18 protein-coding genes are annotated in these 23,323 nt (G+C 56.1%); 7 read left to right on the top strand and 11 right to left on the bottom strand.

Translation table 11 applies throughout. The features are described from left to right. Window positions 1-166: 166 nt before the first annotated feature. The 3 genes from mazG to rlmD form a co-directional block, all read right to left on the bottom strand. On the bottom strand, window positions 167-958 hold the full coding sequence (mazG, locus tag H7R76_RS05355; protein WP_182930110.1) for a nucleoside triphosphate pyrophosphohydrolase: 792 nt from the start codon (window positions 956-958) through the stop codon (window positions 167-169). Between the two features lie 111 nt (window positions 959-1,069). Beyond that, complete coding sequence (gene relA / locus H7R76_RS05350; protein WP_106926035.1) at window positions 1,070-3,301, bottom strand: GTP diphosphokinase; 2,232 nt, start codon at window positions 3,299-3,301, stop codon at window positions 1,070-1,072. Between the two features lie 50 nt (window positions 3,302-3,351). Beyond that, on the bottom strand, window positions 3,352-4,650 hold the full coding sequence (gene rlmD / locus H7R76_RS05345; protein WP_182967166.1) for a 23S rRNA (uracil(1939)-C(5))-methyltransferase RlmD: 1,299 nt from the start codon (window positions 4,648-4,650) through the stop codon (window positions 3,352-3,354). A gap of 56 nt (window positions 4,651-4,706) precedes the next feature. On the opposite strand from rlmD, the gene barA reads away from it, so the two are divergent. Then, window positions 4,707-7,460: a two-component sensor histidine kinase BarA gene (gene barA / locus H7R76_RS05340; protein ID WP_182967164.1), complete on the top strand. Its 2,754-nt coding sequence runs from the start codon at window positions 4,707-4,709 to the stop codon at window positions 7,458-7,460. An 82-nt stretch (window positions 7,461-7,542) separates the two neighbouring features. Here the strand turns inward: barA and H7R76_RS05335 are convergent, their stop codons facing one another. From H7R76_RS05335 to syd, 6 genes are all read right to left on the bottom strand, one after another. Continuing rightward, window positions 7,543-8,682 (bottom strand): glycerate kinase, encoded by a 1,140-nt coding sequence (locus tag H7R76_RS05335; RefSeq protein ID WP_106926029.1) that lies wholly within the window; start codon window positions 8,680-8,682, stop codon window positions 7,543-7,545. A 33-nt stretch (window positions 8,683-8,715) separates the two neighbouring features. After that, the gene (gene gudD / locus H7R76_RS05330) at window positions 8,716-10,056 is read right to left on the bottom strand and encodes a glucarate dehydratase (RefSeq protein WP_106926027.1); all 1,341 of its coding nucleotides are present in this window, start codon (window positions 10,054-10,056) and stop codon (window positions 8,716-8,718) included. A gap of 237 nt (window positions 10,057-10,293) precedes the next feature. Then, the gene (locus tag H7R76_RS05325; protein ID WP_106926025.1) at window positions 10,294-10,737 is read right to left on the bottom strand and encodes a flavodoxin; all 444 of its coding nucleotides are present in this window, start codon (window positions 10,735-10,737) and stop codon (window positions 10,294-10,296) included. A 15-nt stretch (window positions 10,738-10,752) separates the two neighbouring features. Continuing rightward, window positions 10,753-11,535, bottom strand: a complete 783-nt coding sequence (gene truC, locus H7R76_RS05320; RefSeq protein ID WP_106926023.1) for a tRNA pseudouridine(65) synthase TruC — start codon at window positions 11,533-11,535, stop codon at window positions 10,753-10,755. After that, window positions 11,535-11,864, bottom strand: coding sequence for a YqcC family protein (locus H7R76_RS05315; RefSeq protein WP_182967162.1), 330 nt, complete (start codon window positions 11,862-11,864; stop codon window positions 11,535-11,537). Before H7R76_RS05315 ends, truC begins: the two co-directional genes overlap by 1 nt. 634 nt (window positions 11,865-12,498) lie before the next feature. After that, on the bottom strand, window positions 12,499-13,044 hold the full coding sequence (syd, locus tag H7R76_RS05310; RefSeq protein WP_106926019.1) for a SecY-interacting protein: 546 nt from the start codon (window positions 13,042-13,044) through the stop codon (window positions 12,499-12,501). A 69-nt stretch (window positions 13,045-13,113) separates the two neighbouring features. On the opposite strand from syd, the gene queF reads away from it, so the two are divergent. The 5 genes from queF (at window position 13,114) to xni (ending at window position 19,523) form a co-directional block, all read left to right on the top strand. After that, window positions 13,114-13,959 carry an NADPH-dependent 7-cyano-7-deazaguanine reductase QueF gene (gene queF, locus H7R76_RS05305; protein ID WP_182967160.1) on the top strand — a complete coding sequence of 282 codons (846 nt, stop codon included), beginning with the start codon at window positions 13,114-13,116 and terminating at the stop codon, window positions 13,957-13,959. A 117-nt stretch (window positions 13,960-14,076) separates the two neighbouring features. Next, entirely contained in the window at window positions 14,077-15,441 is a 1,365-nt protein-coding gene (gene ppnN / locus H7R76_RS05300; protein WP_106926014.1) for a nucleotide 5'-monophosphate nucleosidase PpnN, read from the top strand. Between the two features lie 501 nt (window positions 15,442-15,942). After that, window positions 15,943-17,232, top strand: a complete 1,290-nt coding sequence (locus H7R76_RS05295; protein ID WP_182967158.1) for an HAAAP family serine/threonine permease — start codon at window positions 15,943-15,945, stop codon at window positions 17,230-17,232. 53 nt (window positions 17,233-17,285) lie between these two features. Next, the gene (locus H7R76_RS05290) at window positions 17,286-18,653 is read left to right on the top strand and encodes an L-serine ammonia-lyase (RefSeq protein WP_182967156.1); all 1,368 of its coding nucleotides are present in this window, start codon (window positions 17,286-17,288) and stop codon (window positions 18,651-18,653) included. Between the two features lie 114 nt (window positions 18,654-18,767). After that, window positions 18,768-19,523, top strand: a complete 756-nt coding sequence (xni, locus tag H7R76_RS05285) for a flap endonuclease Xni (RefSeq protein WP_106926008.1) — start codon at window positions 18,768-18,770, stop codon at window positions 19,521-19,523. Between the two features lie 91 nt (window positions 19,524-19,614). Here the strand turns inward: xni and fucO are convergent, their stop codons facing one another. Next, window positions 19,615-20,763 (bottom strand): lactaldehyde reductase, encoded by a 1,149-nt coding sequence (fucO, locus tag H7R76_RS05280; protein WP_182967154.1) that lies wholly within the window; start codon window positions 20,761-20,763, stop codon window positions 19,615-19,617. 27 nt (window positions 20,764-20,790) lie between these two features. Then, complete coding sequence (gene fucA / locus H7R76_RS05275; RefSeq protein WP_106926004.1) at window positions 20,791-21,438, bottom strand: L-fuculose-phosphate aldolase; 648 nt, start codon at window positions 21,436-21,438, stop codon at window positions 20,791-20,793. A gap of 546 nt (window positions 21,439-21,984) precedes the next feature. Between fucA and fucP the strand changes: the two genes are divergently transcribed. Then, entirely contained in the window at window positions 21,985-23,295 is a 1,311-nt protein-coding gene (gene fucP / locus H7R76_RS05270) for an L-fucose:H+ symporter permease (RefSeq protein ID WP_106926002.1), read from the top strand. Window positions 23,296-23,323: the final 28 nt, after the last annotated feature.

The raw sequence follows: 23,323 nt of genomic DNA, 5'->3' as shown, positions 1-23,323 counted from the left end.
ACCCGAACATGGCGAGCGCCACAAACTTTCATTCTCGCTCCTCAATCGCCGCAGAAACAAACATGGGGAGTGAGAAAATAGCCCCTTTTGGGTAAATGTTTTTGACGCAAATCAAGCGCTTGTCATTTAAGATTTCGCACTTTTCGCCCTTCCCCGCAAAAATTCTTTAGAGATCATGTTCCTGCTGCTTTACCTGCTGCCAAACTTCTTCCATCACATCGAGGTCTACGCCGGTCATTTCCAGGCCGCGCGCCGCGACAATTCGCTCCACTTCGCGGAAACGGCGTTCAAATTTTTCGTTGGCTTTTTGAAGCGCGGTCTCGGCTTTTACCCCTAAATGGCGAGACAGATTAACGGTCGCGAACAGCAGATCGCCCATCTCCTCTTCCAGTTTAGCCTCATCAACCACCGCCTGCCTGGCTTCGTCCATGACTTCGTCGATCTCTTCGTACACTTTGTCCAGCACCGGGCCCAGCGTCGTCCAGTCAAAGCCGACAGCCGAGCAGCGCTTCTGGATTTTGTGCGCTCGCATCAGGGCCGGGAAAGCGCGTGGAATGTCGTCCAGCGCAGAATGCTGCGCCTTTTCCGCGCGTTCGGCGGTTTTGATTTGCTCCCAGCGGGCCAGCACTTCCTGGCTGTTGCTGGCGCGCGCGTCGCCAAAAATATGCGGATGGCGGCGTTCCAGCTTGTCGCTGATGGCTGCGCAAATATCGTTGAAATCAAAGCGCCCTTCTTCCTGGGCCATCTGGGCGTAAAACACGACCTGGAATAGCAGGTCACCCAGCTCGCCGCGCAGGTCGTCAAAGTCTTCGCGCGCAATCGCATCGAGCACTTCGTATGTCTCTTCGAGGGTGTAAGGGGCAATAGAGCTGAACGTCTGCTCTTTGTCCCACGGGCAGCCGTTTTCCGGGTCGCGCAGGCGCTGCATGATGCCGAGCAGTCGGTCGATTTGAGTCATGTGACAATCCTGGAAATTTAAAAATAGCAGGCCGGATAAGGCATTTATGCCGCCATCCGGCGTGGTGAAATTGCCGGATGGCGGCTTCGCCTTATCCGGCCTACAGAAAGATTACCCGCCGTGCAGGCGGCGCGCGTCGATCACGTCCGGCACCTGATTGAGCTTGCCAAGCACGCGGCCCAACACCTGCAGGTTATAGATTTCAATCGTCATATCGATAGTTGCCATCTGCTGTTTGGTGTCACTGCGGCTGGCAACGCCCAGCACGTTAACCTTCTCGTTGGCGAGAATCGTGGTGATATCACGCAGCAGGCCGCTGCGATCGTTGGCCTGCACGCGAACCACCAGCGAGTAGCCCGCCGAGTAGCTTTCGCCCCAGACGGCATCAACGATACGCTCAGGGGCATGCGACTGCAGCTCCGCCAGCTGTTCACAGTCGGCGCGGTGTACGGAAATCCCGCGTCCCTGAGTAATAAAGCCAACAATCTCGTCGCCGGGAATCGGCTGGCAGCAGCGGGCAATGTGGTGCATCAGATTACCCACGCCTTCTACCACCACGCGGCCGTTATCTTTGCTGCGATTCTGCGGCGTATAGGTTTTCTGCTGCAGCTGCTTGAGCGCTGCCGCGTCCTGCTCGGCGGCGCTTGGTTTATTGAACTGCGCCTGCAGGAAGTTGACCATCTGGTTGAGGCGAATGTCGCCGCCGCCAATGGCCGCCAGCAGCTCTTCAACGTCGTTAAAGTTGTAGCGCGGCAGCAGGTGTTTTTCGGCTTCCTTGAGGCTGATCCCCAGCTGCGCCAGCTCGTCGTCGAGGATTTGTCGACCGGCCAGCACGTTCTTGTCTTTGTCCTGTTTGCGGAACCAGGCGTGGATTTTTGAACGCCCGCGGCTGGTCGTTACGTAGCCCAGGTTCGGGTTCAGCCAGTCGCGGCTCGGGTTCGGCTGCTTCTGGGTGATGATTTCAATCTGATCGCCCATCTGTAGCTGGTAGGTAAACGGCACAATACGCCCGCCAATTTTCGCGCCAATGCAGCGGTGACCGACGTCGCTGTGAATGTGGTAGGCAAAGTCCAGCGGCGTTGATCCCGCCGGCAGATCCACCACGTCACCTTTTGGCGTAAACACGTAAACGCGGTCATCAAAGACCTGGCTGCGCACTTCGTCGAGCATTTCGCCCGAGTCAGCCATTTCTTCCTGCCACGCAATCAGCTTACGCAGCCAGGCAATACGATCTTCATGGCCGGAGCGTGGCCCGCTGGCAGTACCTTCTTTGTACTTCCAGTGCGCGGCGACACCCAGCTCGGCATCTTCATGCATCTGTTTAGTACGAATCTGGATCTCAACCGTTTTGCCACCCGGCCCCAGTACTACGGTATGGATAGACTGATAACCGTTGGGTTTTGGGTTAGCCACGTAGTCGTCGAACTCATCAGGGAGGTGGCGATAGTGAGTGTGCACTATCCCCAACGCGGCGTAGCAGTCCTGTAAACGCTCGGCGACGATGCGCACCGCGCGCACGTCAAACAGCTCGTCGAAGGCGAGGTGTTTTTTCTGCATTTTGCGCCAGATGCTGTAGATATGCTTCGGACGGCCATAAACCTCGGCCTTCACCCCTTCGGTTTTCATTTCGCTGCGCAGGTGGCCGACAAACTCATTGATGTAATGTTCGCGGTCGATGCGGCGCTCGTGCAGCAGTTTGGCAATGCGCTTGTACTCGGCCGGGTGCAGGTAGCGGAAGCAGTAATCCTCCAGCTCCCATTTGAGCTGGCCAATGCCGAGACGGTTGGCGAGCGGAGCGTAGATGTTGGTACACTCTTTCGCCGCCAGCACGCGTTCATCTTCCGGCGCGTCTTTCACTTCGCGCAGGTGGGCAATGCGCTCGGCGAGCTTAATCACCACGCAGCGGAAATCATCGACCATGGCCAGCAGCATGCGGCGCACGTTGTCGACCTGTTCGGAGGATACCGCGTCGGTATGCGTCGCCTTCAGCTGACGAATCGCCGCCATATCGCGCACGCCGTGAATCAGGGTAACGACCGATTTTCCGGCGCTCTCGCTGAGCACTTCTTCACTCACCACGTTAGCGTCGACTAACGGGAACAGCAGCGCCGCACGCAGCGTGTCGTTATCCATACTCAGCGTGGAGAGGATCTCGACCATCTCAACCCCGCGCCAAAGCATCAGCTCGGCGTCATCGCGCCCTACGGTCTGTCGGCGACAATAATCCCAGGTCTCGGCTAAGCGTTCACACGACTGCTGGCTGGAAATTCCCAGACTTGCGATCCATTTCTGTGGGTCAAACTCACCAGCTTTATTGAGATGTGCACTTCTTACCGCAACCATTGTCCTCTCCTTTCAGGGACCGGCCTGTCGAAGTCGACAAGCCACCGTTATTACCGACGCTCAAACAGCACCATAGATTCCTGGTGCCCAGTGTGCGGGAACATATCAAGCATTGCCAGACGCTGAATTTGGTAACCCGCACTCAGCAACGCCTCGCTATCGCGCGCAAGCGTAGCCGGGTTGCAGGACACGTACACCACCCGCGTCGGCGCTAATTTTATAACATGCTGCATCACGCCCGGTGCGCCAGCACGGGCAGGATCGAGTAAAACTTTGTCAAAACCATGCTTCGCCCAGCTCTGACGGGTGACGTCGTCCTCCAGATTCTCATGGAAGAAAGTGACATTTTCGAGATGATTCTGCGCGGCGTTCTCACGCCCCTTCGCCACCAGCGCCGGAACGCCTTCTACCCCGACGACGCTCGCCGCACGCTTCGCCAGCGGCAGCGTAAAGTTACCCATACCGCAGAACAGATCCAGCACTCGGTCTGTGGGCTGTACATCCAGCCATGCTAATGCCGTGGCCACCATCTGCTGGTTTACGCCGTCGTTCACCTGAATAAAATCACGCGGGCTGAAGGTTAAGCGTAGACCGTCTGAAGAATACCAGGGGGCTTCACCGGTAACGCGTTCAAGTATCTCGCTTTCCGGCGCCAGATACAGCGCCACGCCGGAAGAATGCGAAAAGCGTTCCAGTTTTTCTTTATCGTCGTCGCTCAGCGCCGCGGTGTGGCGCAGCACCATCAACGGGCCGTTGTCAGCGCCCACCAGCTCCACATGTCCGAGCTGACGTTGCCCCTTCAGGCTACTCAGGCATTCACGCACCGCCGGCAGCAGCGCCTCAAGAGCGGGCACCAAAACGGGGCATTGCACCACATCGATAATATCGTTCGAATTCGCCTTGCGAAAACCCATCTGCAACTGTTGGGTCTTCGGCTGATAATTCAAGCTCAGACGCGCACGGCGGCGGTATCCCCAGGCGTCACCGGCGATAACCTCATCAACCTCATGCTTCATTAAACGATTAAGCGCCGCGCGCTTGCTGCGCTGTTGTAGTGCAACCGCAGCATGCTGCTGCTGGCAGCCGCCACAGACGCCAAAGTGCGGGCAGCGCGGCAAAACGCGCTCCGGGCTGTCGTTCAGACGACGTTTGACCTGGCCGCGCGCATACTGTTTTTTATCTTCCGTGAGGGTAATTTCAGCCCGTTCTTCTGGAAGTAAGCCATTGATGAATAATGCTTTACCGTTGTGGCGCGCCACACCTTGCCCAAAGGGATCAAGATCGCTGACTGTCACGGTTATGATCTGACGCGTCGTCACGCGCCGTTTTGCAGAGTAGAATTGCGCCATCGTAGAGATTTTTCTCAATCAAATATATTGCCCTGATTCTCCCACAACGGACCTCCATGACCAACTACAGCCTGCGTGCAAGAATGATGATTTTGATCCTGGCGCCGACCGTACTTATCGGTTTACTGCTCAGCATCTTCTTCGTCGTACACCGCTATAACGACCTGCAGCGTCAACTGGAAGACGCCGGCGCGAGTATTATCGAGCCGCTTGCCGTCTCCAGTGAATACGGTATGAACTTACAAAACCGTGAATCGATCGGTCAGTTGATAAGCGTACTTCACCGCCGCCATTCCGATATCGTGCGGGCCATTTCAGTTTATGATGAACACAACAAGCTGTTTGTCACCTCGAACTATCAGTTGGACCCCGGCGAGCTTCAGCTGCCGCGCGGTATGCCTTTCCCGCGAAGGCTAAGCGTGACGCGCCACGGCGATATCATGATTCTGCGAACGCCGATTATTTCCGAGCACTACTCGCCGGATGAGTCGCCGCAGTCAGATGCGAAAACCCCGGTCAATATGCTGGGCTACGTCGCGCTGGAGCTGGACCTCAAATCCGTGCGTCTCCAGCAGTACAAAGAGATCTTCATCTCCAGCGTGATGATGTTGTTCTGTATCGGCATTGCGTTAATCTTCGGCTGGCGATTGATGCAGGACGTGACCGGGCCGATTCGCAACATGGTGAATACCGTTGACCGTATCCGTCGTGGGCAGCTCGACAGCCGCGTTGAAGGCTTTATGCTCGGCGAACTGGATATGCTGAAAAACGGCATCAACTCGATGGCCATGTCGCTGGCGGCCTACCATGAGGAGATGCAGCACAACGTCGACCAGGCCACCTCGGACCTGCGCGAAACGCTGGAGCAGATGGAGATTCAGAACGTCGAGCTGGATCTGGCCAAGAAACGCGCCCAGGAAGCGGCGCGCATCAAGTCTGAATTCCTGGCGAACATGTCGCATGAGCTGCGCACGCCGCTGAACGGCGTGATTGGCTTTACTCGCCTGACGCTCAAAACCGAGCTGAACCCGACCCAGCGCGATCACCTCAATACCATTGAACGATCGGCCAACAACCTGCTGGCGATCATCAACGACGTGCTGGACTTCTCGAAGCTCGAGGCCGGTAAACTGCTGCTGGAAAGCATCCCGTTCCCGCTGCGCAATTCGCTGGATGAAGTGGTCACGCTGCTGGCGCACTCGGCGCACGATAAAGGTCTGGAGCTGACGCTAAACATTAAAAATGACGTGCCGGACAACGTCATCGGCGATCCGCTGCGTCTTCAGCAGGTGATCACCAACCTGGTCGGCAACGCCATCAAGTTCACCGAGAACGGCAATATTGACGTGCTGGTCGAACAGCGCGCCGTCAGCAATAACAAAGTGCAGATTGAAGTCCAAATCCGCGATACCGGCATCGGCATTCCGGAGCGCGATCAATCGCGGCTGTTCCAGGCCTTCCGCCAGGCCGATGCCAGCATCTCCCGCCGCCACGGCGGCACCGGGCTGGGGCTGGTTATCACCCAGAAGCTGGTGCGCGAGATGGGCGGTGATATCTCCTTCCACAGCCAGCCAAACCGCGGTTCGACCTTCTGGTTTAACATCAATCTCGATCTCAACCCGAACGTGATCGCCGACGGGCCCGATACCCGCAGCCTGGCAGGCAAACGTATCGCCTACGTCGAGGCTAACGCCGCCGCCGCGCAGGCGACGCTGGATATTCTGGCCTCAACGCCGCTGGAGGTGGTGTACGCGGTGAGCATTGCCGCCCTGCCCGCCGAGTTCTACGATATTCTGCTGGTTGCCGTACCGGTGTCGGTACGCGACCTCGCAATCCACCGCGATAAGCTGAACGCCGCGCTGGGGATGACCGATCATCTGGTGCTGGCGCTACCGTGCCACGCACAGGTCGACGCCGAGTCGCTTAAACAGAACGGTGCGGCGGCCTGCCTGCTGAAACCGCTGACCTCAACCCGCCTGCTGCCGGTGCTGCTGGAGTTCAACCACGTCACGTCGTCAACGATAGCGCTGCCAACCAGCGAACATCGCCTGCCAATGACGGTGATGGCCGTAGACGATAACCCGGCGAACCTGAAGCTCATCGGCGCGCTGCTTGACGATCAGGTGCAGCACGTCGAGCTGTGTGAAAGCGGTCAGCAGGCGGTTGAGTGCGCCAGACAGATGAAGTTCGATCTGATTCTGATGGATATTCAGATGCCGGATATCGACGGTATTCGCGCCTGTGAGCTGATTCGCCAGCTTCCGCACCAGCAGCAGACGCCGGTGATTGCCGTCACCGCCCACGCGCTGGCTGGGCAAAAAGAGAAGCTCATGGCCGCTGGCATGAATGACTATCTGGCCAAACCGATTGAAGAAAACCGGCTGCACGACCTGCTGCTACGCTACAAACCCGGCCTGAACACTCCGCCGCGCCCGCTGCAAATGGAGCCGATAGAACCGCCGGTGGATCTTAACGCCACGCTGGACTGGCAGCTGGCGCTGCGTCAGGCAGCCTACAAGCCAGACCTGGCGCGCGAAATGCTGCACATGCTGATCGCCTTCCTGCCGGAAGTCCGTAACAAAGTTGAGGAACAGCTGGTCGGTGAAGAGCCGGAAAATCTGGTCGATACCATTCATAAACTGCACGGCAGCTGCGGCTATAGCGGCGTGCCGCGTCTGAAGCATCTGTGTTATCTGATTGAAAGCCAGCTGCGCGGCGGCACCCCGGCAGAGGAGCTGGAGCCTGAACTGCTGGAGCTGCTTGATGAAATGGATAACGTCACGCGCGAGACAAAGAAAATGCTGGGTTAGCGCAAAAAGGGCGGCCTGATAAGCACCGCGCCATCAGGCCGCCCGGCGCACATTGCCGGATGGCGGCGTTGCCTTATCCGGCCTACAGAGACTGCCCAATCTTGATGACTGCGGCAATATTCCTCGCCGCCATCCGTACGTTTGCTCCCGCTTCCGCCAGCGCGTCGTCCAGCGAACAAATGCGATACAGCACGCTAAACACGGCATCAAGACCATGCTGATGTACCACGCCAACGTCTGCCGTCAGGCTGCCCGCAATACCAATCACCGGGATCCGGTGGCGCTTAGCCACCCGCGCAACCCCCACAGGGACTTTGCCGTGGATGGTCTGGCTGTCGATACGCCCTTCACCGGTAATGACCAGATCCGCATCCGCCAGCAGCGCATCAAGGTGCAGCGCTTCGGTGACAATATCAATCCCCGGACGCAGCTGTGCGCCGCAAAAAGCGTACAGCGCGGCGCCCATTCCCCCCGCGGCACCACCGCCTTCCAGAGTCAGCACGTCGAGCCCTAAGTCGTCGGCAATATGCCGGGCATAATGTGCCAGCGCGTGGTCAAGCTGGGCGACCATCTCCGGCGTGGCGCCCTTCTGTGGGCCAAAGATGGCCGATGCGCCCTCTTCACCAATCAGCGGGTTCGTCACATCACAGGCTACGTCAATCCGACAGCGCGCCAGGCGTTTATCCAGCCCGCTGATATCGATTTTCGCTAACGTCGCCAGCGCCGCGCCGCCGGGGGCGAGCGGCTGACCGTCGGCGGTCAACAGTTTCGCTCCCAGCGCCTGAACCATGCCAGCTCCACCGTCGTTGGTCGCGCTACCGCCGATGCCGATAATGATCCACGTCACGCCAAGATCCAGCGCATGGCGGATCAGCTCACCGGTTCCCCATGAGGTGGTCTTAAGCGGATTACGTGCTGCGGGCGGAAGCAGCGCCAGCCCGCTGGCGGCGGCCATCTCGATAAATGCACAGCGCTCATCGCCGGAGATACCGTAAAAGCCCGCCACCGGCTCGCCAAGCGGGCCGGTCACCGTCACCTGCACCACGCGGCCTTGGGTGGCAGCCACCATCGCTTCCACCGTGCCTTCACCGCCGTCGGCAACCGGCACCTTGATATACTCGGCATCGGGGTATATCGCCCGAAATCCGTCCTCAATGGCGCTGGCCACCTCAAGGGCGCTCAGGCTTTCCTTGTACGAATCAGGGGCAATCACAATCTTCATAAGCAGTCCTTGTACGAAGTAGCGGCTGTAAGCTTAGCGCACCATGCAGGGACGTTTATTATCAAACGTCCAGTTTGGGATCAGATACTGCATGCCTATCGCATCGTCGCGAGCCCCCAGGCCGTGCTTTTGATACAGCGCGTTGGCCTGCATCACCCGGTCCATGTCCAGCTCAACGCCCAGCCCTGGCTTATCGGGCACCTGCACTTTGCCGCCCGCAATGACCAGCGGCTGTTTCGTCAGACGCTGGTTGCCCTCTTGCCAGATCCAGTGAGTATCAATGGCGGTAATGTTTCCCGGCGCAGCGGCGGCCACGTGGGTGAACATCGCCAGAGAAATATCAAAGTGGTTGTTTGAGTGAGAACCCCAGGTAAGACCAAACTCATGGCACAGCTGCGCCACGCGCACCGAGCCCTGCATCGTCCAGAAGTGCGGGTCCGCCAGCGGGATATCGACCGACTGAAGTGCCAGCGTGTGCCCCATCTGCCGCCAGTCGGTGGCAATCATATTGGTGGCGGTCGGCAGGCCGGTTGCCCGACGGAACTCGGCCATCACCTCACGGCCGGAAAAACCCTGTTCAGCGCCGCACGGATCTTCCGCATACGCCAGCGTCCCCTTCAGATATTTGCCGATCCGAATCGCTTCATCCAGCGACCACGCGCCGTTCGGATCCAGCGTCACGCGCGCCTGCGGGAAACGCCTGGCCAGCGCCACGATAGACTCGGCCTCTTCCTCCCCGGCCATTACGCCACCCTTCAGCTTGAAGTCATTGAAACCGTATTTTTCATAGGCCGCTTCCGCCAGGCGCACCACCGCATCGGGAGTCATCGCCTCCTCATGACGCAGCCGGTACCACGCGCAGTCGTCGTCAGGTTGGCTCTGGTACGGCAGCGGCGTTGCCTTACGATCGCCGATAAAGAACAGGTAGCCCAACATCTGCACTTCGCTACGCTGCTGCCCGTCGCCCAATAGCGTCGCGACGTTCACGCCCAGATGCTGCCCAAGGAGGTCCAGCATGGCCGCTTCAATAGCGGTCACAACGTGGATCGTGGTGCGTAAATCAAAGGTTTGCAGGCCCCGACCGCTGGCATCACGGTCAGCAAAAACGGCGCGCACGCGGTTAAGGACGTTTTTGTATTCCCCGAGCGTCTTCCCGACCACCAGCGGCACGGCCTCTTCCAGCGTGGAGCGAATCTTCTCGCCGCCGGGAATTTCCCCCACGCCCGTATGCCCTGCGTTATCCTGAATAATCACAATATTGCGGGTAAAGAACGGCGCATGGGCGCCGCTCAGGTTCATCAGCATGCTGTCATGCCCGGCTACCGGAATGACCTGCATGGCCGTTACCACGGGCGTGGAAGAGTGAATCGTCATGGTTAAATCCTTGTCTACTGAAATGACGGCCGAAAGCAGGACATCGTCCGGCCCGACGCGTCGGAGCGAGAAATCTCGCGATCGTCAAAATGATGCTAAACGCAGTATAGGAACAGGCGAGCGACAGCTCATCGTGCATATGCACAATATTAGAGGGGAAATTTCTTCAATAGTGTGGCCGATCAACAAATAGCAACCGGTACGACGCCGTCGTACCGGTGTGGAAAGGAGAAAGGGCTATTTCAACAGCGCCGCCCACTGCGTGACCCACGGATTAGAGACACTTTCCGGCTCCGGGTCTTCCGAGGCATCAATCATCAACATCTCGCCAATGCGCTGCGCGCCCTGCTCCTGCAACAGCGCGTCGAATCGCTTGCCGCCGCCGCAGAAGTTCGCATAGGTGCTATCGCCGAGGGCGATAATGCCGTAACGCAAATGAGGCTGGTACATATCCTGGAGATCGTTAAACAACGGCACGATACTGTCAGGCAGATCGCCCTGGCCGGTCGTCGACGTGACGACCAGCGCATATTTCCCGGTGTAGCTTTCCCAATCCGCGACCGTCGGATCTTCAAAGACCGCCGCCTGATGGCCCAGCCCTTCGAGAATCGTCTGCGCTTCTTCCGCCACCAACAGCGAATTGCCGTACATGGTGCCGACAAAAATCCCTACTTCAGCCATGATTTAACTCCCTGTTTACTTCTGGATAGCTTCATCCTGACCGCAGTCGGCAACAAACTCAACCCTTTCATTATCGGGGAGAAGCCCGCGCCAGCCGAAATGTGATAAAGCCTGCATCCAGACCTCGTCCAGCCCGGCGCGAAGGGTCAGCGGCTCGCCGGTGAACGGGTGCGTCAACGACAGCTGGCTGGCGTGCAGCATCAGGCGGTGACAGCCGAAGTGTTCAGCGGCGCTGCGATTCTGGCGCAGATCGCCGTGCTTGCTGTCGCCAATGATCGGGTGACGCAGGTGTGCCAGGTGGCGGCGTAGCTGATGCTTACGGCCGGTCTGCGGGTCCAGCTCGACCAGCCCATAGCGGGTCGTTGGGTAGCGGCCGGTCGCGACCGGCATTTCCACCGTTGCCATACCGCGATAGTGCGTCACCGCAGGCTGCGGGTCTTTATTCTCGCGGGCAAACTTATCGGCGATTTTATCCAGCTCTTCTACCAGCGGGTAGTCCAGCGTCGCCTCATCGGTCAGCCAGCCGCGCACGATAGCGTGATAGCGCTTGCGAATTTGGTGCTGCTCAAACTGCTGGGACAGCAAACGCCCGGCTTCGCTGGAGAGCCCCATCAGCAATACGCCGGAGGTTGGGCGATCGAGGCGATGGGCGGTAAAGACGTGCTGGCCAATCTGGTCGCGTACCGTCTGCATCACCACCACCTTCTCGTCGCGATCGAGCCAGCTACGGTGCACCAGCCAGCCGGACGGTTTATTGACCGCCACCAGCCATTCATCCTGGTAGATAATTTCCAGCATCAGTGAGGGTCACTCGTAAAGAAGGCATCCAGCTGTTCAAGCGGCGGCAGAATGATGGCGCGCAACGGATGCGCGGCGTCAAGCGCCATCTCGTAGTAAGGCGCGATGGCGAAATCTTTTGGCAGCGGCATTCCGCTGTCCAGCAGCTGATGCATACGTGGAATCAACACCCATTGCAGCCACTCAAGCGGCTCCAGGGTATCCATGCAGAACGGCTGGTCGCTGGCAAAGGCGCTTTCGTGCGGCACATCATCCTGCCAGTGCTGATGCTGGCGAAGCAGCGTTTCAATAAGCAGGAGCTGGTCGCGAAGGCTATCGTGGCGTGTCATGGAAAACCTCTGAGGAAACAAAATCGCGCGCAGGATACCACTAGTTGGTGGGAAACAAAAAAAAGGGAGCACTGTAAAAACAGTGCTCCCGGTTCGTTTCGCAGCAATCCAGCTACTTTTAGTGCTCCCTGCTCATCCGTGACAACTTTTCCTGTGGTCTCCTGACCAGTTCATCCTTAAACGGTTGCTTCCTGCATCACACCACCCCGATGCGATTTCACCCAATCCTTGAGTGTGTCCCGATCTTCCTGATCCACCAGATATCCTGTCTGGCTCTCATTCTCCGTCCTGGAGGTGTCCTTTAACGCGCTCCTGCGCTATCCTCTTGCTTCTTCCTGAAGCCTTTCCTTGAATCACCTTCCCGGTGTGTCCTATGAAGCGTCATCATCCTGATGTTCACTTCATTGTGCGACTCCCTGTCGACGTAGATAGAATCCGCTATTTCCCTTCGTCTTACAAGCGTCTTACAGGCAAATCCTTAAGGCTTACAGACGTAAAAATTGCCTGACGAAATTAATAACATGTTGAAATAAAAAAGAATTACTAAAATGATGGGATAAGTGTCTTACTGATATTCTGGCGATCTCTCACAGAGCGTGTAAGAGATCTCTCACAAAGGGATGGGGACATTTTCCTACAGAATTGGCTCAAGTTGAGTCAGAAAGCTCGCAAGAGAGGAAGCAAGAGGCAGGCGATTGCGCGTTCCGAGCGTCTCTTTAACCACTTCACCGGTCACGTTGCAGACGGAAATCACGTCGAGCTCGCTGTCCAGCGTGGCAATAAATAGCGTCGGCGAAAGCTTCAGGCGCTTTTGCGTGACCAAGTGACCAATCAGGTTTTCCTGCACGCGCCGAAAGTCTTCGGGGCTCCACACCTGCAGCAGCATCAGGGGTTCCCCCATGAAAAGCGCTTGCATATCACCCGCATACTGAGTGGTATAATATGTGTGAATGGGTTGTTGTACCACAATATCCATAGCCCGTTCAACGCCATTTACATTCTGCTCGCCGTCAAACGCCTGCGGCTGCCAGTACACCGCCTCGCCGGTGGTAGACACCTGACACGGTGAGGGAATACCGTACAGCTCTTCGCTGCGCGGCAGGCTGCCATAGGTGCGCTGCCAGGCATCGCAATAGCGTTGGGTAAATGCGTGTAATGCGTCTGCGGTCTGCTGATCCACGAATTTCTCTCTTCAGGTTAGCCAGGGTACACTTAAAACCATAGTGTACCTGCTTTATAACGGTGAAACATGTCTTCTTATGATAACCATCAGGCGCTTGCCGGCCTGACGCTCGGTAAAACCACAGATTACCGTGATACCTACGACGCCACCCTGCTGCAGGGCGTCCCGCGTAGCCTGAACCGCGATCCGCTGGGGCTGCATGCCGATTCCCTGCCGTTTCATGGCGCGGACATCTGGACGTTGTACGAACTCTCCTGGCTCAATGCCAAAGGCTTGCCGCAGGTGGCCGTCGGCCACGTTGAGCTCAGTCATGAGACGGGGAATCTGGTCGAATCGAAAAGCTTTAAACTCTATTTGAACAGTTTTAACCAAACGCGTTTTGCCTGCTGGCAGGACGTGCAGGAAACGCTTGAGCGCGATCTGAGTGCCTGCGCGCAGGGTAAAGTCACCGTAGCCCTGTACCGCCTCGACGAAATCGAAGGTCAGCCTATCGCCCATTTCCACGGCAGCTGCATTGACGATCAGGATATTGAGATTGATAGCTACCAGTTCAACGCCGACTACCTCGACGGCGCCGCCGGTGAAAAGGTGGTGGAAGAAACGCTGGTCAGCCATCTGCTGAAATCAAACTGTCTGATTACCCATCAGCCAGACTGGGGCTCGGTGCAAATTCAGTATCGTGGCCCCAAAATCGACCGCGAAAAGCTACTGCGCTATCTGGTCTCTTTCCGTCACCATAATGAATTCCACGAGCAGTGCGTCGAGCGTATCTTCAACGATATTCTCCGCTTCTGCGCGCCGGAAAGCCTGAGCGTTTATGCCCGCTACACCCGTCGCGGCGGGCTGGATATCAACCCATGGCGCTCAAATGCGGAATTCGTGCCGGCTATTGGCCGCCTGGTACGTCAGTAACGTGAACAATGTCTCAATGTGTTGCACATTGTTCCGCATCTAAGGTTGTCGTTCCCGCGCCAGCAAGGCTATTGTAATCACTAAGGAAGACGATTTTCGTCCCGTTAAGGAGTTCACTTGATTACACATATTAGCCCGCTTGGCGCAATGGATATGTTGTCGCAGCTGGAAGTCGACATGCTTAAACGCACGGCCAGCACCGACCTGTATCAATTGTTTCGCAACTGCTCATTGGCCGTACTGAACTCAGGCAGCCTGACCGATAACAGTAAAGAACTGCTGTCCCGCTTCGAAAGCTTTGACATCAACGTACTGCGCCGCGAACGCGGCGTGAAGCTGGAGCTTATTAATCCGCCGGAAGAGGCGTTCGTTGACGGGCGTATTATCCGTTCGCTGCAGGCCAACCTGTTTGCAGTGCTGCGCGATATTCTGTTCGTCTACGGGCAGATCCATAACACCGTGCGTTTCCCGAATCTGGATCTGGAAAGCTCAACCCATATTACCAACCTGGTGTTCTCCATCCTGCGTAACGCGCGTGCGCTGCACGTCGGCGAAGCGCCAAGCATGGTGGTGTGCTGGGGCGGCCACTCTATCAATGAAAACGAGTACCTGTACGCGCGCCGCGTAGGTAACCAGCTTGGCCTGCGCGAGCTGAACATCTGCACCGGCTGTGGGCCAGGCGCGATGGAAGCGCCGATGAAAGGCGCCGCGGTCGGCCATGCGCAGCAGCGCTACAAAGAAGGCCGCTTTATCGGTATGACCGAACCGTCCATCATTGCCGCCGAGCCGCCTAACCCGCTGGTTAACGAGCTGATCATCATGCCCGATATCGAAAAACGCCTTGAGGCGTTTGTCCGTATCGCCCACGGCATCATTATCTTCCCGGGCGGCGTGGGAACGGCGGAAGAGCTGCTGTATCTGCTGGGTATTCTGATGAACCCGGCAAACAAAGACCAGGTGCTGCCGCTGATCCTGACCGGCCCGAAAGAGAGCGCTGACTACTTCCGCGTGCTCGACGAGTTCGTCGTGCACACGCTGGGTGAAGGCGCGCGTCGCCACTATAAGATCATCATTGACGATGAAGTCGAAGTGGCGCGTCAGATGAAAAAAGCGATGCCGCTGGTCAAAGAAAACCGCCGTGACACCGGCGATGCCTACAGCTTCAACTGGTCAATGCGCATTGCGCCCGATCTACAGATGCCGTTTGAGCCGTCGCACGAGAATATGGCTAACCTCAAGCTCTATCCGGACCAGCCGGTGGAAGTGCTGGCCGCCGACCTGCGCCGCGCCTTCTCTGGCATCGTTGCCGGAAACGTGAAGGAGGTGGGCATTCGGGCAATTGAAGAGTTCGGGCCGTACAAAATTCATGGCGATAAAGAAATGATGCGCCGTATGGACGAACTGCTACAGGGTTTTGTGGCGCAGCACCGTATGAAGCTTCCCGGCTCTGCCTATATTCCTTGCTACGAAATCTGCGCCTGACCGTCAGCCACAGCGCATTTCACTTCTCACCGGCGGATTTTCCGCCGGTTTTTTTTTCGCTAAAACATCGCTAAAACTGTGTTACAGCTCTCATGCCAATCGTTTGCGTACAAATGCCAACCGCATTTTATTAGCAATAATTATGATTGGGCGCTAAAAAACGCCATTTTCATCATTTTTATCAGCAAAAACATCGTATTTACCCCTCTCCCCATTTACCACACATACTGCCAATGCTAGCCTTCGCGCCCATAAATATCCGCTTAAAGAGTTATCACAGGAAAATTACCTGCCATATCCCGCACTAAAAGTGGATTATTACATTTGAGATCATGATCACTGATACATTCACCAGTTAAATGTACATTTGCGCTCGTCAAAACGGCGTTGGGTAAAAATCACAAAAACACCGACACTTATAAAATTTAATATTACTTTTATCTTTTTTTTCACTTTATTTGACTAAAAAATTAGCATTTTTCCTTCCTCCAGGAGATACAGATGGAAAACACTCAAACCAGCACTATCGTCACAGCAGAATCTGCTAGCGGATGGCGCAAAACAGATACAATGTGGATGCTGGGTCTTTACGGCACCGCAATCGGTGCAGGCGTACTGTTCCTGCCAATCAACGCCGGCGTAGGCGGTATGATTCCGCTGATCATCATGGCAATCCTCGCCTTCCCAATGACCTTCTTCGCACACCGCGGCCTGACCCGCTTCGTGCTCTCCGGTAAAAATCCGGGTGAAGACATTACGGAAGTGGTTGAAGAACACTTCGGTGTCGGCGCAGGTAAACTGATTACCCTGCTCTACTTCTTCGCCATCTACCCTATCCTGCTGGTTTACAGTGTGGCCATTACCAACACCGTAGAAAGCTTCCTGGCACACCAGCTGCACATCACGCCGCCGCCGCGCGCTATCCTGTCGCTGATTCTGATCGTCGGTATGATGACTATCGTTCGCTTCGGTGAGCAGATGATCGTTAAAGCGATGAGCATCCTGGTGTTCCCGTTCGTTGCGGCACTGATGGTGCTGGCTCTGTACCTGATTCCTCAGTGGAGCGGTGCGGCGCTGGAAACGCTGTCCTTTAGCAGCGCTGCCTCTACCGGTAACGGCCTGTGGATGACCCTGTGGCTGGCAATTCCGGTCATGGTGTTCTCCTTTAACCACTCACCGATCATCTCCTCCTTCGCGGTCGCGAAGCGTGAAGAGTACGGCCAGGGCGCAGAGAAAAAATGCTCCTCTATCCTGGCACGTGCCCACATCATGATGGTGCTGACCGTAATGTTCTTCGTCTTCAGCTGCGTACTGAGCCTGTCCCCGGCGGACCTGGCGGCGGCAAAAGAGCAGAACATCTCCATTCTGTCTTACCTGGCGAACCACTTTAACGCGCCGGTCATTGCCTGGATGGCGCCGATTATCGCGATTATCGCTATCACCAAATCTTTCCTGGGCCACTATCTGGGCGCACGTGAAGGTTTCAACGGGATGGTTATCAAGTCTCTGCGTAGCAAAGGCAAATCCATCGAAATCAACAAACTGAACAAAATCACTGCGCTGTTCATGCTGGTTACCACCTGGATCGTGGCAACCCTGAACCCGAGCATCCTGGGTATGATTGAAACCCTGGGCGGCCCAATCATCGCGATGATTCTGTTCCTGATGCCGATGTATGCGATTCAGAAAGTACCGGCAATGCGTAAATATAGCGGTCACATCAGCAACGTCTTCGTTGTCCTGATGGGTCTGATTGCTATCTCCGCCATTTCCTACTCTCTGTTTAGTTAATCCCCCTGCGCCGCCTCTCGGGGCGGCGCACCTCGATACACAATGGACGCCTCATGATTAGCGTATTCGATATTTTCAAAATCGGCATTGGTCCTTCCAGCTCGCACACCGTCGGGCCAATGAAAGCAGGCAAACAATTCACGGACGACTTGATTGCGCGTGGGATCCTGACTGATATCACTCGCGTGGTCGTCGATGTTTACGGTTCACTTTCTCTGACCGGTAAAGGTCACCATACGGATATCGCCATTATTATGGGTCTGGCAGGAAATCTGCCGGATACGGTTGATATCGACGCCATTCCGGCGTTTATTCAGGACGTGAATACTCACGGCCGACTGATGCTGGCTAACGGCCAACACGAAGTGGAGTTCCCGGTTGACCAGTGCATGAACTTCCATGCGGACAATCTCTCTCTGCACGAAAACGGCATGCGCATTACCGCACTGGCGGGCGACAAAGCCGTGTACAGCAAAACCTACTACTCCATCGGCGGCGGTTTTATCGTCGACGAAGAACACTTTGGCCAGCAGTCCGAAGCGCCGGTCGCGGTGCCATACCCGTACAGCAGCGCCGCCGACCTGCAGCGTCACTGCAGCGAAACCGGCCTGTCGCTGTCCGGCCTGATGATGCAGAACGAACTCGCGCTGCACAGCAAAGAAGAGCTGGAAAAGCACTTCGCCGACGTCTGGGCAGTGATGAAGGGCGGCATCGAGCACGGCACCACCACCGAAGGCGTACTGCCGGGCAAACTGCGCGTACCGCGCCGTGCCGCCGCGCTGCGCCGAATGCTGGTCAGCCAGGACAAAATCAGCAGCGACCCGATGGCGGTGGTTGACTGGATTAACATGTTCGCACTGGCGGTAAACGAAGAAAACGCCGCCGGTGGCCGCGTTGTCACCGCACCTACCAACGGCGCCTGCGGTATCGTTCCGGCGGTGCTGGCCTACTATGACAAGTTTATCCGCGAAGTGAACGCCAACTCGCTGGCCCGCTATATGCTGGTTGCCAGCGCCATTGGCTCGCTCTACAAGATGAATGCCTCTATCTCCGGCGCCGAAGTGGGTTGCCAGGGTGAAGTGGGCGTCGCCTGCTCCATGGCAGCGGCCGGTCTGGCTGAACTGCTGGGCGGCAGCCCGGCGCAGGTCTGCATCGCGGCGGAAATCGGTATGGAACACAACCTCGGTCTGACCTGCGATCCGGTCGCCGGACAGGTTCAGGTGCCGTGTATTGAGCGTAACGCCATTGCCTCAGTGAAGGCGGTCAACGCCGCGCGTATGGCTCTACGCCGTACCAGCGTACCGCGCGTGTGTCTCGATAAAGTGATCGAGACCATGTACGAAACCGGCAAAGACATGAACGCCAAATACCGCGAAACCTCACGCGGCGGCCTGGCGATGAAAGTGGTTGCCTGCGACTAACGCACTCCCCAGAGGCCTCGTTTTGCGAGGCCTCTTCCCGTTTTACCCCCCACCAATAGCCTCTCCTGCCCTTGAATGTTACCCTTAGCGCCCTGTCTGTTAGGGAGAACGCCCGTGGCCGTCCATTTGCTTATCGTTGACGCACTCAACTTAATTCGCCGTATTCATGCCGTTCAGGGTTCGCCCTGCGTCACGACCTGTCAGCACGCGCTGGACCAGCTGATTGCGCACAGCCAGCCCACTCATGCGGTGGCGGTATTTGACGATGAGGCCCGCAGCAGCGGCTGGCGGCACCAGCGCCTGCCGGATTACAAAGCCGGGCGCCCGCCAATGCCGGAAGATCTCCACGCCGAGATGCCCGCCCTGCGTGCCGCCTTTGAGCTGCGCGGCGTGCGCTGCTGGGAGTCGAGCGGCAACGAAGCCGACGATTTAGCGGCAACGCTGGCCGTTAAGGTCGCCGGTTCAGGGCATCAGGCCACTATCGTGTCGACCGATAAAGGCTACTGTCAGCTGCTCTCCCCGACGCTGCGCATCCGCGATTATTTCCAGAAGCGCTGGCTGGATGTCCCGTTTATCGAAAAGGAGTTTGGCGTCCAGCCGCAGCAGCTACCGGACTATTGGGGATTAGCCGGTATTAGCAGTTCGAAAGTCCCGGGCGTCGCCGGTATTGGTCCGAAGAGCGCCACGCAGCTGTTGACGCAGTTCCCTACCCTGGAGGCGCTGTATGCGCATCTCGATGAAGTGCCAGAGAAGTGGCGTAAGAAGTTGGTAGAGCACCAGGAAATGGCGTTTTTATGCCGCGATATCGCGCGGCTACACACGGATTTGCACATTGATGGCAATTTGCAGCAGCTGCGGCTGGCGCGTTAGTGGCGTTGCCGGATGACGGCGTGAACGCCTTATCCGGCCTACAGGATGGTGTAGCATGTAGGCCGGATAAGCGCAGCATCATCCGGCAAAATCACCATGCCGCCTGATACAACTCGACGATATCCGCAATACTCGCCTCGCGGGGGTTCCCTCCCGTACAGACATCGTCAAAGGCGGCTTGCGCCAGCGCCGGAATATCCTCTTTACGCACGCCAACATCGCGTAAATACAGCGGGATCCCAACATCGCGGTTAAGCGCAAATACCGCATCAACGGCAGCATTACGCGCCTGCGCCAGGTTCAGCGATTCAACCTTCTCCCCCATCGCTCGCGCAATATCACGAAACTTCTCGCCGGTATGCTCGGCGTTATAGCGCATGACATGGGGGAGCAAAATAGCATTGGCCACACCGTGCGGCGTGTTGTAGAAAGCCCCCAGCGGATGAGCCATCCCGTGAACCAGCCCCAGCCCCACGTTGGAAAACCCCATTCCGGCTACGTACTGCCCCAGCGCCATCGTTTCCCCGGCGCTGCGTTCACCGGCAACAGAGCCCCGCAGCGCGCCCGCAATCATCTCGATGGCTTTAATATGCAGTGCATCGGTTAACGCCCACGCGCCGCGGGTGATATACCCCTCAATGGCATGCGTCAACGCATCAACGCCGGTTGCTGCCTTCAGCGCTGGCGGCATGCCGTCCATCATATCGGCATCAATAAACGCAACCTGCGGAATATCGTGCGGATCGACACAGACAAATTTCCGCCGTTTCTCCTCATCGGTGATGACGTAGTTAATGGTCACTTCCGCCGCCGTGCCTGCCGTCGTTGGAATGGCCATCACCGGAACGCTGGGCTGACGCGTTGGTGACAATCCTTCAAGGCTGCGAACATCCGCAAACTCCGGGTTATTGCTGATGATACCGATGGCTTTACAGGTGTCCTGAGGTGAGCCCCCGCCAATCGCAACCAGATAATCAGCCCCACTCTGTTCAAAGGCCTTCAGCCCCTCCTTTACGACGCGGATCGTCGGGTTAGGGATCACGCCATCGTATATTTCCCACGCCAGCCCCGCTGCCGTCATTTTGCCCGTCACATTTGCCACCACGCCGCATTCCACCAGCGTTTTGTCAGTGACAATCAATGCCTTATGATAGCCGCGACGCGCCACCTCATCGGTTAACGCCGCTACCGCGCCACGACCAAACCAGGCCGTTTCGTTCAAAATCATTCTGTTTGCCATTGCCCTTCTCCTGTTCGCGCGCCACGATCACTCTTCAATACGCAAGCCATAGGTTTTGAATTTTTCCAGCACAATGGCGATGGCTTCATCATCCAGCACCGGCACCGGATCGGTAATAGCCAGCGTGCTGAGGTACAGCTGAGCCAGAACCTCAACCTCATGGGCCAGCCACAGCGCTTTTTCCAGATTCTCTTCGCAGGCGATCAGGCCATGATGCTGCAATAGCGTCGCTTTGCGATTTTTAAGCGCAACGGCCACATACTCGGACAGTTCACGCGTGCCAAACGTGGCATACGGCGCACAGGGAATAGAATTCCCCCCGGCAGCCGCAATCATGTAATGGATGGCCGGGATAGGACGGTTGAGGATAGAAACGGCGGTACAGTGCACCGCATGGTTATGGACCACCGCATGGGCATCCGGGCGCGTCTGATAGGCGGCCATATGAAAACGCCATTCGCTGGAGGGCAGTTTTCCCTGTTCATGCTGACCGTTGGCATCAATGTAAACAATGTGCGACTCGGTCAATTTTTCATAGGGAATTCCCGTTGGCGTAATCAGCATACCGCCCTGATAGCGGACGCTAACGTTGCCAGCCGTACCCTGATTCAACCCCAGGCGAGTCATTTCCAGGCAGGTATCAATAATCTGCCGTGCCAGTTTATTTCGTTCCATTTATTACCTCTCTTGATGATTCAAACCACCAACAGAACAATCATATTTATTCTGTTGCACTAACCGTGAATTTGTTCACCATCATCATATTGAAAAGCACCAATGGAATTTTCATGGCTTTATTTTGTGACCCCCATCAATTAACACCGTTAAAACCAGCCATTATTGATACAACATCAGCCATGTGAAATGACCGCAATTAATAATATTTATCAAAACGGGCATTTTATTTTTCCCGAAGGCAATAAATGCCCGTTTTTTGCGTAATAAAATAAATCGGTAATCCGCCCTGTGGTTTTTAAGATTTATTTTCTCAAACGGGCATTACTTTTAACAAATTAAAGTGACAACTATCACATAAAGACAGTGCATTATCATTAAATGTGACCATCATCATATTAAACAACCTTTTTTACTCGAAAATGAATTCATGAGTTCACTCCTGGCAACCGTTTTATACCGGCGAGCAAAAAGAACTCTTCAGTTTTTACGGTCTGATAAGCAAGAACGACCACACTCTGACGCTTCTGAACCAATGAGGATGTTATGGGAAACACAACAATACAAACGCAGAGTTTTCGTGCGGCTGATGCCGGACAAACTCAGCGCTACATTATTCCATTCGCTCTGCTTTGCTCACTCTTTTTTCTTTGGGCTGTCGCTAACAATCTGAATGACATTTTATTACCCCAGTTTCAGCAAGCCTTTACCCTAACCAATTTTCAAGCGGGGCTAATCCAATCCGCGTTCTATTTTGGCTATTTCGTCATTCCAATCCCGGCAGGGATACTGATGAAAAAACTGAGTTATAAAGCAGGTATTATTACCGGATTGTTCTTATATGCTTTCGGTGCCGCTTTATTCTGGCCTGCTGCTGAAATCATGAACTATACCTTATTCCTGATCGGTCTGTTTATTATTGCCGCTGGATTAGGTTGTCTTGAAACTGCGGCCAATCCATTTGTTACGGTATTAGGCCCGGAAAGCGGCGGTCATTTTCGCCTTAACCTGGCGCAAACATTTAACTCTTTCGGTGCCATTATTGCCGTTGTGTTTGGGCAAAGTCTTATTTTGTCTAACGTGCCACATCAATCTCAAGATGTGCTCGATAAAATGTCGCCCGAGCAGTTGAGCACCTACAAACACAGCCTGGTGTTATCCGTACAAACGCCTTACATGATCATCGTGGCCATTGTGTTACTGGTCGCCCTGCTGATCATGTTGACAAAATTTCCGGCCCTGCAGAGTGACGATCATACCGATACCACGCAGAGTTCATTCTCGGCCTCCCTTTCCCGTCTGGTACGCATTCGCCACTGGCGCTGGGCGGTGTTGGCGCAGTTCTGCTACGTCGGGGCGCAAACCGCCTGCTGGAGCTATTTGATTCGTTACGCTATTGAAGAAATCCCCGGTATGACGCCCGGTTTCGCCGCCAACTACCTGACCGGCACCATGGTGTGCTTCTTTATCGGCCGCTTTACCGGCACCTGGCTTATCAGCCGCATCGCGCCGCACAAAGTCCTGGCAGCCTATGCTCTGCTGGCGATGGTGCTGTGCCTGATATCCGCATTCAGCGGCGGTCATATTGGCCTGCTGGCGCTGACGCTGTGTAGCGCATTCATGTCCATTCAGTACCCAACCATCTTCTCTCTCGGGATCAAGAATCTGGGCCAGGACACAAAATACGGCTCGTCATTCATCGTCATGACCATTATTGGCGGCGGTATCGTCACCCCGGTCATGGGCTTCGTCAGCGATGCCGCAGGCAATATTCCGACAGCAGAGCTGGTTCCAGCGGTGTGCTTTGCCGTCATCTTTATCTTCGCTCGTTTCCGTTCACAAATGGCAACGCGCTGAGCATCTTTCCGAATAACGTGAGGAATCT

Source organism: Klebsiella sp. WP8-S18-ESBL-06, assembly GCF_014169755.1.
Lineage (GTDB): Bacteria > Pseudomonadota > Gammaproteobacteria > Enterobacterales > Enterobacteriaceae > Kluyvera > Kluyvera ascorbata_B.
The sequence above is the reverse complement of the archived record's forward strand: the minus strand, read 5'-3'. Positions and strand labels throughout refer to the sequence as shown.